The following is a 14,606-nucleotide window of genomic DNA, read 5'->3' on the forward strand; positions in this document are numbered from 1 at the left end:
TGATGCGAGGCGTGGTGTTCGACGGGCGGCGGGTCGAGGTCGCCGACGACCTCGGCGTACGCGAGCCCGGCCCCGGGGAGGTACGGGTCGCCGTCGCGGCGGCCGGGCTGTGCCACAGCGACCTGTCGGTGATCGACGGGACGATCCCCTTCCCGGTGCCCGTGGTGCTCGGGCACGAGGGGGCGGGCGTCGTGGAGGCGGTGGGGGCCGGGGTGACGCACGTCGCCGCCGGGGACCACGTGGCGCTGTCCACGCTCGCCAACTGCGGGGCCTGCGCGGAGTGCGACCGGGGACGGCCCACCATGTGCCGGCGGTCCATCGGACGCCCCCAGCGGCCCTTCACCCGGGCGGGCCGGCCGGTGTACCAGTTCGCCGCCAACTCCGCCTTCGCCGAGCGGACCGTCGTCAAGGCGGTGCAGGCGGTACGGATACCACCGGAGATCCCGATGGCGTCGGCCGCGCTCATCGGGTGCGCGGTGCTGACCGGGGTGGGCGCCGTCCTCAACCGGGCCCGGGTGGACCGCGGCGACAGCGTGCTGGTGATCGGGGCGGGCGGGGTCGGACTCAACGTGATCCAGGGGGCGCGGCTCGCGGGCGCGCTGCGGATCGTCGCCGTGGACGCCAACCCGGCGAAGGCCGAGGCCGCCCGCCGGTTCGGCGCCACCGACTTCCTGACCTCGGTGGACGAGGTGCGCGAGATCCTGCCGCACGGCGTCGACCACGCCTTCGAGTGCGTCGGCCGCGTCGAACTGATCCGCGCCGCCGTGGACCTCCTCGACCGGCGCGGCCAGGCGGTGCTGCTCGGGGTGCCGGACGCCCATGCCGAGGCCCGCTTCCTCGTCTCCTCCCTCTTCCTCGACAAGGCCGTCCTCGGCTGCCGCTACGGCTCCTCCCGGCCCCAGCGCGACATCGCCCTCTACGCCGGCCTGTACCGGGCCGGGCGGCTGCTCCTGGACGAGCTGGTGACCGCCACGTACCCGGTCGAGGACTTCGCGAAGGCCCGCGCCGACGCGGAGGCGGGCCGGGTGGCGCGGGCGGTGCTCACGTTCTGACGGCCCTGCCTTGCGTCTCGCACCGTCCGGACCCTTCCCATCTGACGGTCCGTCAGTTTCAATGGAGGGGTGATGGGACACGCAGGAGCGGCCGCCGCCGCCGTCCGGCACCTCCGACCGGTCTCGGCCGCACCGCCGGCCGGGACCGCACCCCCGGTCGAGCCGCCGCCGCGCCCGCGGCTGCGGTGCGTCGGCGAGGACGAGCGGGCGGCCGTCGACCAGGGCGAGTTCCGCCGGGTGCTGGGCCACTTCGCGACCGGTGTCACGGTGATCACCGCCCCCGCCGCACCGGACGAGCCGGCCCCCGCCGGCTTCGCCTGCCAGTCCTTCACCTCCCTCTCCCTCGACCCACCCCTCGTCGCCTTCATGGTCGGCCGCACGTCCACGACCTGGCCGCGCATCGCCCGGGCGGGCGTCTTCTGCGTCAACGTGCTCGGCGCCGCACAGGGTGACCTCTGCCTGGCCTTCGCCCGCAGCGGCACGGACAAGTTCACCGGCGTCGCCCACGACCCGGCCCCCGTCACCGGCTCCCCCCGCCTCACCGGCGCCGCCGCCTGGATCGACTGCGTGGTCCACGCCGTCCACACCGGCGGCGACCACCTCGTCGTCGTGGGCCGCGTCAGCGCCCTCGGCGCCGACGACGACACCGCGCCGCTCCTCTTCCACCGGGGCCGCTTCCGGCGGTTCGGCGACCGGTGATCGGCGAGTGCGTGTCACCGGCGTCCGCGCCGGCCTGCGCCTTCCGGCCCGCGCGGTGACACGTACCCGCCGATGGCCGGCCCCGGTACACGGGCCTCAGGCCGTCGCCGCGAGGGGCGGCGCCGGGCGGCGGCGGATGACCAGGGCCATCAGGGCCGCCGCCGCGCACAGCGCGCCCGAGGCGTACCAGACGACGTCGTAGGAGCCGAAGACGTCGCGGGCGACGCCGCCGAGGAACGCCACCAGGGCCGCCCCGACCTGGTGCGAGGCGAGGACCCAGCCGAAGACGATGGCGCTGTCGTCGCCGTAGTGCTCACGGCACAGCGCGAGGGTCGGCGGGACCGTGGCCACCCAGTCGAGGCCGTAGAAGACGATGAAGAACACCATCGGCGGGTGGACCGTCGGCGCCAGCAGCAGCGGGAGGAACAGGAGGGAGACGCCGCGCAGGGCGTAGTACACCGCCAGCAGGCGGCGCGGCTCGAAGCGGTCGGTGAACCAGCCGGAGGCGATCGTGCCGACCACGTCGAAGACCCCGATCACCGCCAGCAGCGACGCCGCCGCCGTCACCGGCATCCCGTGGTCGTGGGCGGCCGGCACGAAGTGGGTCTGGATCAGGCCGTTCGTCGACGCGCCGCAGATCGCGAAGGTGCCCGCCAGCAGCCAGAAGGGGCCGGTGCGCACCGCCGACAGCAGCACCCGCACCGCGCGCGTCGCCGCCCCCGCCACCGGGGCCGGCTTCGGGACGAACTCCGTCGAGCCGTACGGCTTCAGGCCCACGTCGGCCGGGTGGTCGCGCAGCAGCAGCCACACGAACGGCACCACCGCGAGCGCGGCCAGCGACACCGTGACCGCCGCCGGACGCCAGTCGTAGCGGGTCACCATCCACGACAGCAGCGGCAGGAAGATCAGCTGGCCGGAGGCGGAGGCGGCCGTCAGGATGCCGCTGACCAGGCCCCGGCGCTCGGTGAACCAGCGGTTGGTGACCGTCGCCGCGAAGGCCAGCGCCATCGACCCCGCGCCGAGGCCCACCAGCACACCCCAGCACAGCATCAGCTGCCAGGCCGCCGTCATCCACACCGTCAGGCCCGAGCCCAGCGCGATCACCGTCAGGGCGACGGCGACCACCCGGCGGATGCCGAAGCGGTCCATCAGGGCCGCCGCGAACGGCGCGGTCAGCCCGTACAGCGCCAGGTTCACGGAGACGGCCGCCCCGATCGTGCCGTGCGACCAGCCGAAGTCCGCCTGCAGCGGGTCGATGAGCAGTCCGGGCAGCGAGCGGAAGGCGGCAGCGCCGATGATCGTGACGAACGTGACGGCGGCGACGAACCACGCCCGGTGCACGCGCCGTCCCCGGCGCCGCCCCTCGACGCCGTCCGTCCCTGCTGGTGCTTCGGTTGTCTGGGTCACGCCATAGAGCTTCCGGTCCGCCGCCCCGCGCGACGAGTGGCCCGATGGACAGGGTTCGCTAGGATCGGGCCATGGACCGTGAGCCCGGGTACCGTCCCCACCGCGTCGTCGTCCTCGCCCTCGACGGACTGCTCCCCTTCGAACTGGGCATCCCGCACCGCATCTTCGGCCGCCCCCGCGACGCCCTGCGGCGCCCCCTGTACGAGGTGGTGACCTGCTCCGTCCGCCCGCCGGGCCCCGTCGAGACCGACGCCGACTTCGCCGTCCACGTCGCCCACGGCCCCGAGGCCCTCGCCACCGCCGACACGGTGATCATCCCGGCGTCCTACGAACTCGGCCCGGTCCACGACGACGGCGTCCTCACCGACGAACTGGCCGCCGCCCTCGCCCTGATCCGGCCCGGCACCCGGCTCGCCTCCATCTGCACCGGCGTCTACGTCCTGGCCGCCGCCGGACTCCTCGACGGCCGGCCCGCCACCACCCACTGGGCCGACGCGGACCGGCTCCAGCGCATGTTCCCCCGTGTCAGGGTCGACCCCGACGTGCTGTTCATCGACGACGGCGACGTCCTCACCTCGGCCGGCGTCGCCGCCGGCATCGACCTGTGCCTGCACATGGTGCGCCGCGACCACGGCACCGCCGTCGCCAACGACGTCGCCCGCCGCACCGTCGTACCGCCGCACCGCGACGGCGGGCAGGCGCAGTACATCGAACGGCCGGTGCCCGACCCCCAGCAGGCCACCACCACCGCGGCCCGCGCCTGGGCGCTCGGCCGGCTGCACGAGCCGATCCAGCTGCGCGACATGGCCGCGCGGGAGGCGATGTCCGTACGGACCTTCACGCGCCGCTTCCGCGAGGAGACCGGCGTCAGCCCCGGCCAGTGGCTCACCCAGCAGCGCGTGGAACGCGCCCGGCACCTGCTGGAGACCACCGGCCTGTCCGTCGACCAGGTCGCCCGGGACGCGGGCTTCGGCACCGCCCAGTCGATGCGCCAGCACCTCCAGGCGGCGCTGGGGGTGACGCCGACGGCGTACCGGCGGACGTTCCGGGCGGGCGCCGGACCTGCCGGACAGCCTGTGCCGCGACGGGACCCGGGTGCCAGAGTGGGGGACACCACGTCCTCGTAGAGCAGGAGATCGTCCGGCATGGCCGTCATCCACCACACCGTTCTCAGACCGAGCAAGCTGGAACTGCTCGCCGCCTGGCTGCCCTCCCGGCCGTGGTACCGCGGCGGCGCGGCCGGGCCCGAGCTGGTGAAGTCCGGCGGGTTCCGGCTGGACGACCCGGAGGGCGAGGTCGGCATCGAGTTCATGGTGGTCACGGACGTCTCCGGGCCCGAACCGGTCCCGTACCTGGTCCCCCTGACCTACCGCGGGGCCCCGCTCGACGGGGCCGAGCACGCCCTGGTCGGCACCATGGAGCACGGCGTCCTGGGCCGCCGCTGGGCCTACGACGGCTGCCACGATCCGGTACTGGCCGCCCAGCTGACGGCGCTGCTGGAGGGCCGGGCGCAGGCCCAGGACCAGAACACCAGCGATCTGCCCGACCGCGAGATCACCGCGTCCTACGACGGTGCGGGCCCCCTCGGCGACGCGGTGACCCCTGCCGTCGCGGACGACGAGGACGGCACCGAGCTGACCGTGTCCGAGGACGTGGTCCTGCGCCTGCGGAGGACGCCCCGCGCCACCCCGGAGGGCGCGCCCGTCCTCCCGCAGGGGGCGATCGGCCATGTCACCGGCGCGTGGCAGCAGCCTGACGGCACCCACGCCCGGGGGCTGTTCGCCGTGCTCCGCCCACGAGCCTGAGACGGTCCCCGCGACGGGCGCGCGGGCGGCGGGAGTTGCGAGCCCCGCGGCCCGGGCGGGCGTCAGCGGCCCCGGAAGTCCGGTGAGCGGCGTTCGGTGAAGGCGTGCAGGCCCTCCTGGGCGTCGTGGGTCGTCATGTTGATCTCCTGGGCGGCCGCCTCCGCCGCGAAGGCCGTGGCGCGGTCGGTGTCGAGGGAGGCGTTGACGAGGTGCTTGGTGAGGGCGAGGGCCCGGGTGGGGGCGGTGGCGAGGCGGGCCGCCCATGCCTGGGCCGCCTTCGCCAGCTCGCCGTCCGGGACCGCCCGGTTGACCAGGCCCAGGCGTTCGGCGTCGGGTGCGGTGAGCGCGTCGCCGAGGAACATCAGCTCCTTCGCGCGGTGCGGGCCGACGAGGCGGGGCAGCAGGTACGCCCCGCCCGCGTCGGGGACCAGGCCCCGGCGGACGAACACCTCGATGAACCGCGCCGAGTCGGCGGCCAGCACCAGATCGCAGGCGAGTGCGAGATGCGCGCCGAGCCCGGCCGCCGTCCCGTTCACCGCCGCGATCACCGGCTTCTCGCAGTCCAGGACGGCGGAGATCAGGCGCTGGGCGCCCAGCCGGAGGGTGCGGGCGACGTCACCGGCCACGCGTGCGGCCTCGGTCACGCGTGCGGCCTCGGTCACGCGTCCGGCCCCGGCCGCCGGGCTCGCGCCCCGCACGCCCCGCAGGTCCGCCCCCGCGCAGAACCCCCGCCCCGTCCCCGTCAGGACGACCACCCGGACGTCCGGGTCGGCCGACGCGGCGGTCAGCAGCGCGATCAGCCCGTCGCGCATGGCGGGGGTGAGGGCGTTGAGCGCCTCGGGCCGGTCGAGGGTGATGTGGGTGATGCCGCCGTCGGTGGTGGTCCGCACCCCGGCGGTCACCGGCACACCGCCAGCGCGTCCAGCGCCACCGCGCCCTGCCCGCGGTCCAGGACCATCAGCGGGTTGATGTCCAGCTCGGCGAGCAGACCGTCCAGTTCGAGGGCCATGCGCTGGACGCGCAGCACCACCTCGACCAGGGCGTCGGTGTCCGCCGGGGGACGGCCCCGCACACCGTCCAGCAGCGCCCGCCCCCGCAGCTCGGCGAGCATGTCCCGGGCCTGCTCCTCGCCGAACGGCGGCACCCGTACGGCGGTGTCGCGCAGCACCTCCACCAGCACCCCGCCGAGTCCGACCGTCACCGTGGGTCCGAAGAGGTCGTCCTGGGCCACGCCCACCACCATCTCCACGCCCCGCTCGACCATCTGGCAGACCAGGATGCCGTCCAGGGACACGTCCTCGTAGCGGGCGGTGTCCGTCAGCTCGCGGTAGGCGTCGCGGACCTGGCTGGCCGAGGTCAGGCCGACCTTGACCAGGCCCAGTTCGGTCTTGTGAGCGATCCGGGCGCCGGACGCCTTCATCACCACCGGGTAGCCCACCTGCCCCGCCGCCCGCACGGCCGCCGCGGCGCTGGTGACCAGCTGCTCGCGCGGGACGCGGATGCCGTACGCCCGCAGCAGCTGCTTGGCCGCGTGCTCGCTGAGCCGGCGGCCCGGCTGGAACAGGTCGCGGACCTTGCGCAGGGACGGTGAGGGGGTGCGGGGCGCCTCGTCGAAGGGGGAGCGGTAGGAGCGGGTGAAGCGGTGGTGGTCGAGGTGGGCGCGGACGGCTGTCAGACAGTTCGCCACGGTGCGGAACGTGGCCACCCGGGAGGAGCCGAGCAGGACGTCGCGGTAGGCGGGCTCGGTGCCGACGGGGGAGCCCCACACCACGCAGACCAGCTTGTCGGTGTGCTCGGCCGCGTCCACCAGGTCCCGCACCAGCCGGTCGCTCAGCGGTGGGAACGGGCCGGTGACCGGGCAGATCAGGACGCCGATCGACGGGTCGTCGAGGATCGCGTCGATGATCTTCCGGCCGCGCTCGTCGCCGACCGGATGGCCGCCGCTGTCGACCGGGTTGGCCACGTTCAGGTACGCGGGGATCCACCGGTGCAGCTCCGCCTGCCGGGCCGCCGACAGCCGGGGCAGGTGCAGCCCGGCCGCCGTCGCCAGGTCGGCGACGTGGGCGCCGGTGCCGCCGGAGATCGAGTAGACGGCGACGCCGTCGGCGCGCGGCGGGCGGGCCCGCGCCAGCAGGGCGGCGGTGTCCTGGAGTTCGTCGAGGCCGTCGACGCGGATCACGCCGTACTGGCGCATCGCGGCGTCCACGACGTCGTCGGCGCCGGTCAGCTTCCCGGTGTGGGAGGCGGCGGTGCGGGCGCCGGTCTCGGTGCGGCCCACCTTGACCGCGACGACCGGTACCCCGCGCCGGGCGGCCCGGTCGGCGGCGAGCAGGAAGGCGCGGCCGTCCTTCAGCCCCTCCACGTAGGCGGCGATGGCGCCGACCTCCGGCTGTTCGGCGAAGTAGGAGAGGAAGTCGGCGGTCTCCAGGTCGGCCTCGTTGCCGGTTGGCGCCCAGTGGGAGAGCCGGACGCCGAGCTCCTGGAGGGCGAAGACCGGGCGCCCCTGGTGACCGGACTGGGTGATCAGCGCGATCGCCGGTCCGGTCAGGTCGTCGCGGAAGTGCTCGAAGGCGTTGAGGTTGGTGTTGGGGCCGAGCAGCCGCAGCCCCGAGCGGCGCACGGCGGCCGCGAGGCGGGCCTGCGCCGCGGCCCCCTCCTCCCCGGTCTCCGCGAAGCCGGAGGCGAAGGCGACCGCGAACCGCACCTTCGCCTCGGCCAGTTCCTCGATCACCGGCAGCGGATCGGAGACCAGCAGCACGGCCAGGTCGACCCGCTCGGGCAGGTGGGCCACGCTCGGCGCGCAGGGCAGGCCGAAGACCGTGGCGCGGGTGGGGTGCACGGGGTGCAGCCGGGCCCCCACCCGCTCGGCCCAGGCCACCAGCTGCCGGGTGATCCCGGCGGCCGGCCGCCCCTCGGCGTCACTCGCGCCGACGACGGCGACGGACTCGGGGCGGAAGAACCGGTCGAGGTCGGGGACGTCCGCGTACAGCGGCCGGCCGCTGACGTCCAGGTCACCCGCGTCGGCGGGCCGGCCGTGGACGGCGGGCCCGGGCGGTTCGCCGCACGCGAGGACGCGGGCCCGGCGGGAGTCGGTGGTGAGGGTGCCGTGGGTTGATCCGAGCATCGATCCGCCCCGCTCCTGTGTGACTGCCGAGTAAGCTGACGTCCTGTCAGATTAGCGAACTGACGGGGCGTCAGGAATACGGCTGCGCAGAGCAGAATGCGGGGCGGGCGACCCTGGGGCGTCGCGCCCCGGGGTGTCGTTGCGCCCGGGGTGTCGTTGCGCCCGGGACGTCGTCACGCCCGAGGCGTCGTCACGCCCGGGACGTCGTCACGCCCGGGTGTCACGGGTCAGCCGCCGAGCCGCGCCGTGTCCGGGCCGCTGCGCGCGGCCACCGCCTTCGCGATCTTCACCGCGTCCATCGCCAGCTCCCGGAACATCCCGCTGATCGGGTTGGTGAACCCGGTGAAGTAGAGCCCAGGGGCGTTCTGAGGCGTACGCGGTCCGTGCACCGCCGGTCTGCCCCGGCCGTCCAGCACGTCCAGGTGCCCGACCAGGCCCTCCAGCGCGCGCTCGTACCCGGTCGCCGCGATCACCGCGTCCGGCGAGATCCGGGTGCCGTCGGCGAGCAGCACCTTGTCGTCCTCGAACCCTTCGACGGCCGCGACGACCTCGACCTTCCCCTTGCGCACCGCGTCGATCAGACCGACGTCCTGCACCGGCACCGCGCCCTGAAGGACCCGGCTGTACAGCCCGGTGTCGGGGCGCGGCAGGCCGTACGCCGTCAGGTCCGGGGTCAGTTTCGCCACCGGCCGCGCGAGCCGGTCGACCAGGCGTACCGGCAGCCGGCGTACGAGGACGCCGGAGTACTGGGCCGCCCAGCCGGCCGTGGAGCGGCGCACGATGTGCGGCGCCGTGCGCACCGCCAGCCGGACGCGCGAGGCCCCGCTCTCGGCCAGGTCCACGGCGATCTCCGCGCCGGTGTTGCCGACGCCGACGACCAGGACGTCCCGGCCGGCGTACGGCGTGCCGTTGCGGTAGGCCGAGGCGTGCAGCAGCTCGCCGCCGTACGTGTCCGCGCCCGGCCAGTCCGGCAGGCGCGGGGTGTGGTTGTAGCCGGTGGCGACGACCACCGCGGCCCCGGTCAGCTCCCGGCCGCCGGTGGCGTGCAGCAGCCAGCCGGTGCCGTCGGGGGCGCGGTCGACGCGGGAGACCTCGACGCCGGTCACGATCTCCAGGTCGTGGTACTCCGCGTACTTCTCCAGGTAGCGCACCACGTTGTCGCGGGACACCCACCGCCCGAACCGGCGCGGCATCGGCAGGCCGGGCAGGGCGGACAGCCGGCGCGTGGTGTGCAGGTGCAGCCGGTCGTAGTGGCGTCGCCAGGAGGCGCCCACCCGGTCCGACTTCTCCAGCACGACGGCCCGTATGCCCCGGGCCCGCAGCGCGTACGCGGCGGCGAGCCCGCCGGGGCCGCCGCCTATGACGTAGACGGGGTGCGCGGCGGGCGGGGCGGAGGTGGTCCCCGACGGTGCTGAGGGTGCTGACGGTGTGGAGTCGGCCATGCTCGCGAGCGTAATCACATGCCGCGTTGATGGGTATCGGTCAAGACCGGAATTGGTTGCGGATTGATCACGGATGGGCGGGAAGTGTGCGGGTCGTGTGGCGTGGGTCTCCTTGCGTCGGCGTCCACCACTTCCCGGGGCCGTAAATCTGACGTACCGTCAGATTCATGGACTCGATCTGGCTGGACGGTGCTCAGTGGCTCGCGGTGCTGCGGATCGGGCTCGGTCTGTGGTGGCTGGAGAGCTGGCGGCACAAGGACAAGAAGAGCTGGTTCGAGGGCTCGGGCATCGCCTGGGCGGCCGGCGTGGCGGCCAAGCACCGCTGGACCGCGGTCCGTTCCGGCTTCGACACCGTGGTCCGGCCCCGGCCCCGGACCATGGCGTACGTCGTCGCGTACGGCGAACTCGCGGTCGGCCTCGGCCTGGTGGCCGGCGTCCTCACCCCGGTCGCGCTGGCCGGGGGCCTCGCCCTCAACCTGCTCTACTTCGTCCTGATGATCCACGACTGGGCCGAGCAGGGGCAGAACTCGATGATGGCCCTGATCTCGGTGGTCGGCCTGTTCGGGATGGCGTGGCAGACGTGGTCGGTGGACGCGGCGCTGGGGTGGTTCTGATGGGGAGCCCGGAGGCGGTCGGCCGGTCGGAGGCCCTGGAGGCGGAGGCGGAGGCGGTCGGCCGGTCGGAGCGACCGGGGGCGGAGGCCCGCTACGACATCCCCGAGACCGACGCCTTCACGCGCGCGTACTGGACGGCCGCCGCCGAGGGCCGGCTGCTGGTCCGCCGCTGCCGTGCCTGCGACCGGGTCCACCACTACCCCCGCGAGTTCTGCCCGCACTGCTGGAGCGAGGACGTCCGGTGGGAGCGGGCGAGCGGCCGGGCGGCCCTCTACACCTGGTCGGTCGTCCACCACAACGACCTGCCGCCGTTCCGTGACCGCACGCCGTACGTCGCGGCCGTGGTGGAACTGGCGGAGGGCCCGCGCATGATGACCGAGGTGGTCGAGGCCGTGCCCTCGGACCTGCGGGCGGGCATGGACCTGTCGGTCGCCTTCCGGGACGGTGTCCCGGTCTTCCGGCCGTCGTAGCCGGCCCGTCCCCGCACCTGACCGCGCCCCCGCCGGGAAACCGGGTGAAACCCGCGGCCGTGGCCGCTTCAATGACCGCATGGACACGGACCGCACCCCAGCCCCCGCCCCGGCCCCCGAACTCCACGGCCACGGCCTGCGCCTGTGCACCTGGGACGTGGAGCGCGACGACCACGTCGAGGCCTGGTGGCACGGCCAGCGGGACCCGGAGTTCAAGCGCTGGAACACCCCGCTGGTGTTCGTGACCGACATGGACAGCTCCCGTGACTCCCTGCGCCGCTGGGCCGAGCGGACCGCCGACGGCGAGGGCGTGGCCTTCCGCGTGGCCGACGCGGCGAGCGGCACGACACTGGGCCAGATCAGCGTCAGCGCCGTCAACCGCACCACCCGCAGCGCCATCGTCGGCTACTGGGTCCTGCCCGAGGCGCGCGGTCACGGCGTCGCGACCCGCGCCCTGCGGCTGATGGCCCGCTGGGCGTTGGCCGACTTCGGCCTGCACCGGCTGGAGCTGGGCCACGCCGTCGGCCACGAGGTGTCCTGCCGCGTCGCCGAGAAGTGCGGCTTCCGGTACGAGGGCACGCTGCGCGGCGCGATGTTCGAGGCGGGCCGCCGCGACGCCTTCCGCGACATGCACCTGCACGCCCGCCTGACGACGGACCCGGAACCGAACCCGAACCCGGCGCCGAACCCGGCCCCGAACACGGACCCGGAACAGACTCCCTGAGCCCCCTGGGGACGAGACGGGCTTCGCTCGAAACCCCATCCGTCACCTGCGTATCAAGCACGGCGTTTCGGCCACCCGCGCCGGCTCCGGGGGCCGTACGCCACCGCGACCGGCCCGCACCGCCCCCGGAACCGCGGGCCTGCGCGGAGTCCGAAATCGAGCGCGTTCGAATCACCCGCCCTCTCGTTGAGCCGGGCACCGCCGGACCACCCAGGTGCGGCGAAACGGCTTGAGGAGGAACGCGGGTGACCGTGACCGAGAACCCAGGGAACAGGCAGAACGCCGGAGCCGGCCCCGAGAGTGCGGCGGGCACACCGCCCTACCCGCCGCCCGCGACCCTCACCTACGGCGGCAAGTGGGGCAAGAACCCGCTGGCCGAGGCCAGTTTCGGGCGGATGTGCGCCCGGCTGCCCGGCGTTCTGGGCCGCACCGCGCGCATGGCCTGGGCCGTCGACCGGCCCGCCGTCGCCCTGCTCCTCGTCTGCCAGTTCCTCACCGGCGCGGCGGCCGCCGTCGTCCTGGGTTTCACGGCACGCGCCATGACCCACCTCCTCGGCACCGGCGAGGTGTCCGAACGCCTGCACGCCGCCCTGCCGGCCCTGGTGGTCGTCACCGTCGCCGCGGCGACCGGCCGGATCAGCGGCGCCCTCGCCTCCTACGCCGACGGCCGGATCACGCCCCGCCTGGTCACCGAGGCCGACGTGGCGCTCGTCGCCGCCGTCTGCCGGGTGGAGGCCGCCGCGTACGGCGAGGACGGGTTCGCCGACCGGCAGGAGGCCGCCGAGGTCGGCGTCACCCGCACCACGTACATGGTCAAGGACGCCCAGCGGTTCATGGCCGCCCTCACCCGCATGATCGCGGCGGCCGGCGTGATCACCGCCCTGCACCCCCTCCTGCTCCCCCTCCTCCTGCTCGCCGTACTGCCCACCGGCCTCGGCGCCGTGCTCTCCGCCCGCGTCGACTACGAGACCCACTACGCCAACGTCGGCGACCGGAACGTCCGCGGCATGATGCGCACCTGGGCGACCTACTCCCGTTACACCGACGAGGTCCGCGCCAACGGCATGACCGGCTACCTCGTCCACTGGTACCGCGCGCTGTCCGAACGCATCGACGAGCGCACCCTGACCGCGGCCCCCCGCACCCTGCGCATCGTTCTCGCGACCTCCGCCCTCGGCGGGGCGTTCCTCCTGGTCACCTGGGCCTGCCTGGCGTGGCTGGCGATGACCGGCCGGATCGCCCTCCCGGTCGCCGCCACCGCCGTCGTGGCCGTCCAGACGACCCTCGGCGCCCTCTCGCAACTCGTCCAGAACGGGGCGGCGATGTTCCACACCTCCCTCTACCTGGCCGACATGCGCGCCTTCCTCGACCTGGCCGCCGAACGGGCCCCGAAGCGAGGCGAGTCGACGATCCCGGCGGACGTCCCCGAGATCGCACTGGACGAGGTGGTGTACCGCTACCCCGGCAAGGCGGAACCGGCACTCGACGGGGTCTCGCTCACCCTGCGCCGGGGCGAGATCCTCGCCGTCGTCGGCGAGAACGGCTCCGGCAAGTCCACCCTCACCAAACTCATCACCGGCGTCCTCCTGCCCGACAAGGGCACCGTCCGCTGGGCCGGCACCGACCTGGCGACGGCCGACCCGGATTCCCTGTGGACCCGCACCGCCCTCGTCCCCCAGAACTTCGCCTGGTGGCCCCTGCGCGCCCGCGAGAACATCACCCTCGGCCAGCCCCGCACCCACGACGACGCCCCGGTCTGGGAGGCCGCCGACGCCGTCGGCATGCGCGAGGCCGTCGAGAAGCTCCCGCACGGCCTGGACACCCTCCTGGCCCGCGAACTCTTCGGCGGCGCCGAACTCTCCGGCGGCCAGTGGCAGCGCCTCGCCTGCGCCCGCGCCCTCTACCGCCGCACGCCGCTCCTCATCCTCGACGAGCCCACCTCCCAGATGGACCCGCGCGGCGAGCACCAGATCTTCCTGCGCGTCAAAGGCATCGCCGCCGAACGCATCACCATCGTCGTCACCCACCAGCTGGAGAACACCCGCCTCGCCGACCGGATCGTCGTCCTCCAGAACGGCCGCATCACCGAGGAGGGCACCTACGACGAACTGGCCTGCGCCAACGGCCTGTTCGCGGAACTCCTCACCCTGTCGAAGGACCGCTAGGACGGCCGGGACCACGTGCAGGGTCCGAGACTCGATGCGCAATTTCGGCCGAGGGTGCGCAATGAACGCGCAAACCCAGGGCTCGGTGAGCATGCGCTACGGTTCGCGGCCGTCGTTGTCGATCTCTTGCGGCCTTTCGGGCAGTGGCCCGGAACCGGTGGGTGCGACCACGAGCGCGGCGAGTTCCGCGGCGAGATCGGATGGGACGGGGTCACCGGTAACGAGCAGTCTGAGATAGACCGGACCGAGCAAGACCTCGATGGCCAGGCCCACGTCCGTCAGGCGCAGCCGCCCCTGTTCCTCGGCGCGTCGCAGCACCTCGTGCAGGATCTCTCGCCGCTCCCGCTCCACCGCGCGCAGAGCGGCGGCGAGCTCGGGCGATCGGGGCAGTTCACTGACCAGTCCGGCGATGACCCGCCCCAGAGATGTGCCGGTGAGAAGCCGGATCGTGTTGGACAGCACGGTCACGAGATCCGCCAGCGGGTCGGCGGTGTCGGGGGCTTCGGGGTTGGCCTGGGCGAAAGCCTCCCGGACCGCGGCCGCGATCAGCTCCGTACGGTCTTTCCACCGTCGGTAGACCGTGGGCCGGGAGACGCCCGCGCGGGCGGCCACCGCGTCTACCGACACCCCGGCCGCCCCGCCCTCCGCCAGCAGTTCGACAGTCGCTCGCAGGATGCGCTCCGAGGCTTCGCTGCTGCGCGGGCGGCCCGGCGCGGACGTCCGCTCAGCCACCGGCCACCACCGGCCCGCGGGCCGCGACGCCCCTGTCGTACGCGGCGAATCCGTCCTCGATCCCCATCGCGACCTGCTTCACCTCCACATACGGCACGGAGAACAGATCGGTGTCCCGGACCGCTTCCCAGAACATGTAGTAGGCGGAGAGGTCCTCGGTCTCCACGAACAGGATGTCGCTGTACTCGGCGCAGAATGCCTCCGCGTCGAACCAGCGCAGCCTGATCCCCTCGGCGCGGGCGGCCAGCGCCTTGACCGTCTCCCAGACGGCGGCGCGTTCCGCCCGCTCGAGCCGGAGCCAGGCGGGCTGGAACCGCAGCATGTTCATCACGATGTAGGTCATGGCGCTTCTTCTCCTTCACGGGATCTCAC

At 74.1% G+C, this 14,606-nt stretch carries 14 protein-coding genes; 8 read left to right on the forward strand and 6 right to left on the reverse strand.

Annotated features, from left to right (window positions below; genetic code table 11):
• The first annotated feature begins 2 nt into the window (after positions 1–2).
• Both ACSLTV_RS13950 and ACSLTV_RS13955 read left to right on the forward strand, forming a co-directional pair.
• Complete coding sequence (locus ACSLTV_RS13950) at positions 3–1,052, forward strand: Zn-dependent alcohol dehydrogenase (protein WP_432137371.1); 1,050 nt, start codon at positions 3–5, stop codon at positions 1,050–1,052.
• Positions 1,053–1,124: 72 nt separating this feature from the next.
• Positions 1,125–1,751, forward strand: coding sequence for a flavin reductase family protein (locus ACSLTV_RS13955; RefSeq protein ID WP_432137372.1), 627 nt, complete (start codon positions 1,125–1,127; stop codon positions 1,749–1,751).
• A gap of 96 nt (positions 1,752–1,847) precedes the next feature.
• Here the strand turns inward: ACSLTV_RS13955 and ACSLTV_RS13960 are convergent, their stop codons facing one another.
• On the reverse strand, positions 1,848–3,158 hold the full coding sequence (locus ACSLTV_RS13960) for an MFS transporter (RefSeq protein WP_435612223.1): 1,311 nt from the start codon (positions 3,156–3,158) through the stop codon (positions 1,848–1,850).
• Positions 3,159–3,229: 71 nt separating this feature from the next.
• Here ACSLTV_RS13960 and ACSLTV_RS13965 point away from each other — a divergent pair, with 71 nt between their 5' ends.
• Positions 3,230–4,285: a GlxA family transcriptional regulator gene (locus ACSLTV_RS13965; RefSeq protein WP_432137374.1), complete on the forward strand. Its 1,056-nt coding sequence runs from the start codon at positions 3,230–3,232 to the stop codon at positions 4,283–4,285.
• A gap of 18 nt (positions 4,286–4,303) precedes the next feature.
• Positions 4,304–4,963 carry a maltokinase N-terminal cap-like domain-containing protein gene (locus ACSLTV_RS13970; RefSeq protein WP_432137375.1) on the forward strand — a complete coding sequence of 220 codons (660 nt, stop codon included), beginning with the start codon at positions 4,304–4,306 and terminating at the stop codon, positions 4,961–4,963.
• A 62-nt stretch (positions 4,964–5,025) separates the two neighbouring features.
• On the opposite strand, the gene ACSLTV_RS13975 is transcribed toward ACSLTV_RS13970, so the two are convergent.
• From ACSLTV_RS13975 to ACSLTV_RS13985, 3 genes are all read right to left on the reverse strand, one after another.
• On the reverse strand, positions 5,026–5,871 hold the full coding sequence (locus tag ACSLTV_RS13975) for an enoyl-CoA hydratase/isomerase family protein (protein ID WP_432137376.1): 846 nt from the start codon (positions 5,869–5,871) through the stop codon (positions 5,026–5,028).
• Positions 5,862–8,087 (reverse strand): acetate--CoA ligase family protein, encoded by a 2,226-nt coding sequence (locus ACSLTV_RS13980; protein WP_435612224.1) that lies wholly within the window; start codon positions 8,085–8,087, stop codon positions 5,862–5,864. The genes ACSLTV_RS13975 and ACSLTV_RS13980 overlap by 10 nt, the downstream gene beginning before the upstream one ends.
• A 227-nt stretch (positions 8,088–8,314) precedes the next feature.
• A complete protein-coding gene (locus ACSLTV_RS13985; protein WP_435612225.1) occupies positions 8,315–9,529 on the reverse strand; it encodes a flavin-containing monooxygenase in 1,215 nt (404 codons plus the stop codon).
• Positions 9,530–9,696: 167 nt separating this feature from the next.
• Between ACSLTV_RS13985 and ACSLTV_RS13990 the strand changes: the two genes are divergently transcribed.
• From ACSLTV_RS13990 to ACSLTV_RS14005, 4 genes are all read left to right on the forward strand, one after another.
• On the forward strand, positions 9,697–10,143 hold the full coding sequence (locus ACSLTV_RS13990; protein ID WP_432137379.1) for a DoxX family protein: 447 nt from the start codon (positions 9,697–9,699) through the stop codon (positions 10,141–10,143).
• Entirely contained in the window at positions 10,143–10,613 is a 471-nt protein-coding gene (locus tag ACSLTV_RS13995; protein ID WP_435612226.1) for a Zn-ribbon domain-containing OB-fold protein, read from the forward strand. The genes ACSLTV_RS13990 and ACSLTV_RS13995 overlap by 1 nt, the downstream gene beginning before the upstream one ends.
• A gap of 79 nt (positions 10,614–10,692) precedes the next feature.
• A complete protein-coding gene (locus ACSLTV_RS14000; protein ID WP_435612227.1) occupies positions 10,693–11,337 on the forward strand; it encodes a GNAT family N-acetyltransferase in 645 nt (214 codons plus the stop codon).
• Between the two features lie 245 nt (positions 11,338–11,582).
• Positions 11,583–13,502 (forward strand): ABC transporter ATP-binding protein, encoded by a 1,920-nt coding sequence (locus ACSLTV_RS14005; RefSeq protein ID WP_435612229.1) that lies wholly within the window; start codon positions 11,583–11,585, stop codon positions 13,500–13,502.
• 96 nt (positions 13,503–13,598) lie between these two features.
• Here ACSLTV_RS14005 and ACSLTV_RS14010 read toward each other — a convergent pair whose 3' ends face one another.
• Together ACSLTV_RS14010 and ACSLTV_RS14015 are read right to left on the reverse strand one after the other, a co-directional pair.
• Positions 13,599–14,234 carry a TetR/AcrR family transcriptional regulator gene (locus ACSLTV_RS14010; protein ID WP_435612230.1) on the reverse strand — a complete coding sequence of 212 codons (636 nt, stop codon included), beginning with the start codon at positions 14,232–14,234 and terminating at the stop codon, positions 13,599–13,601.
• Positions 14,227–14,577 carry a darcynin family protein gene (locus ACSLTV_RS14015; protein ID WP_432137383.1) on the reverse strand — a complete coding sequence of 117 codons (351 nt, stop codon included), beginning with the start codon at positions 14,575–14,577 and terminating at the stop codon, positions 14,227–14,229. The genes ACSLTV_RS14010 and ACSLTV_RS14015 overlap by 8 nt, the downstream gene beginning before the upstream one ends.
• Positions 14,578–14,606 lie beyond the last annotated feature (29 nt).

Source organism: Streptomyces sp. bgisy159, from assembly GCF_965341775.1.
Taxonomy (GTDB): Bacteria; Actinomycetota; Actinomycetes; order Streptomycetales; family Streptomycetaceae; genus Streptomyces.

Excerpts from the sequence above, each read along its gene's own strand:
- ACSLTV_RS13950 (WP_432137371.1), top strand. The coding sequence starts at position 3 with ATGCGAGGCGTGGTGTTCGACGGGCGGCGGGTCGAGGTCGCCGACGAC.
- ACSLTV_RS13955 (WP_432137372.1), top strand. The coding sequence starts at position 1,125 with ATGGGACACGCAGGAGCGGCCGCCGCCGCCGTCCGGCACCTCCGACCG.
- ACSLTV_RS13965 (WP_432137374.1), top strand. The coding sequence starts at position 3,230 with ATGGACCGTGAGCCCGGGTACCGTCCCCACCGCGTCGTCGTCCTCGCC.
- ACSLTV_RS13970 (WP_432137375.1), top strand. The coding sequence starts at position 4,304 with ATGGCCGTCATCCACCACACCGTTCTCAGACCGAGCAAGCTGGAACTG.
- ACSLTV_RS13980 (WP_435612224.1), bottom strand. The coding sequence starts at position 8,087 with ATGCTCGGATCAACCCACGGCACCCTCACCACCGACTCCCGCCGGGCC.
- ACSLTV_RS13985 (WP_435612225.1), bottom strand. The coding sequence starts at position 9,529 with ATGGCCGACTCCACACCGTCAGCACCCTCAGCACCGTCGGGGACCACC.
- ACSLTV_RS13990 (WP_432137379.1), top strand. The coding sequence starts at position 9,697 with ATGGACTCGATCTGGCTGGACGGTGCTCAGTGGCTCGCGGTGCTGCGG.
- ACSLTV_RS13995 (WP_435612226.1), top strand. The coding sequence starts at position 10,143 with ATGGGGAGCCCGGAGGCGGTCGGCCGGTCGGAGGCCCTGGAGGCGGAG.
- ACSLTV_RS14000 (WP_435612227.1), top strand. The coding sequence starts at position 10,693 with ATGGACACGGACCGCACCCCAGCCCCCGCCCCGGCCCCCGAACTCCAC.
- ACSLTV_RS14015 (WP_432137383.1), bottom strand. The coding sequence starts at position 14,577 with ATGACCTACATCGTGATGAACATGCTGCGGTTCCAGCCCGCCTGGCTC.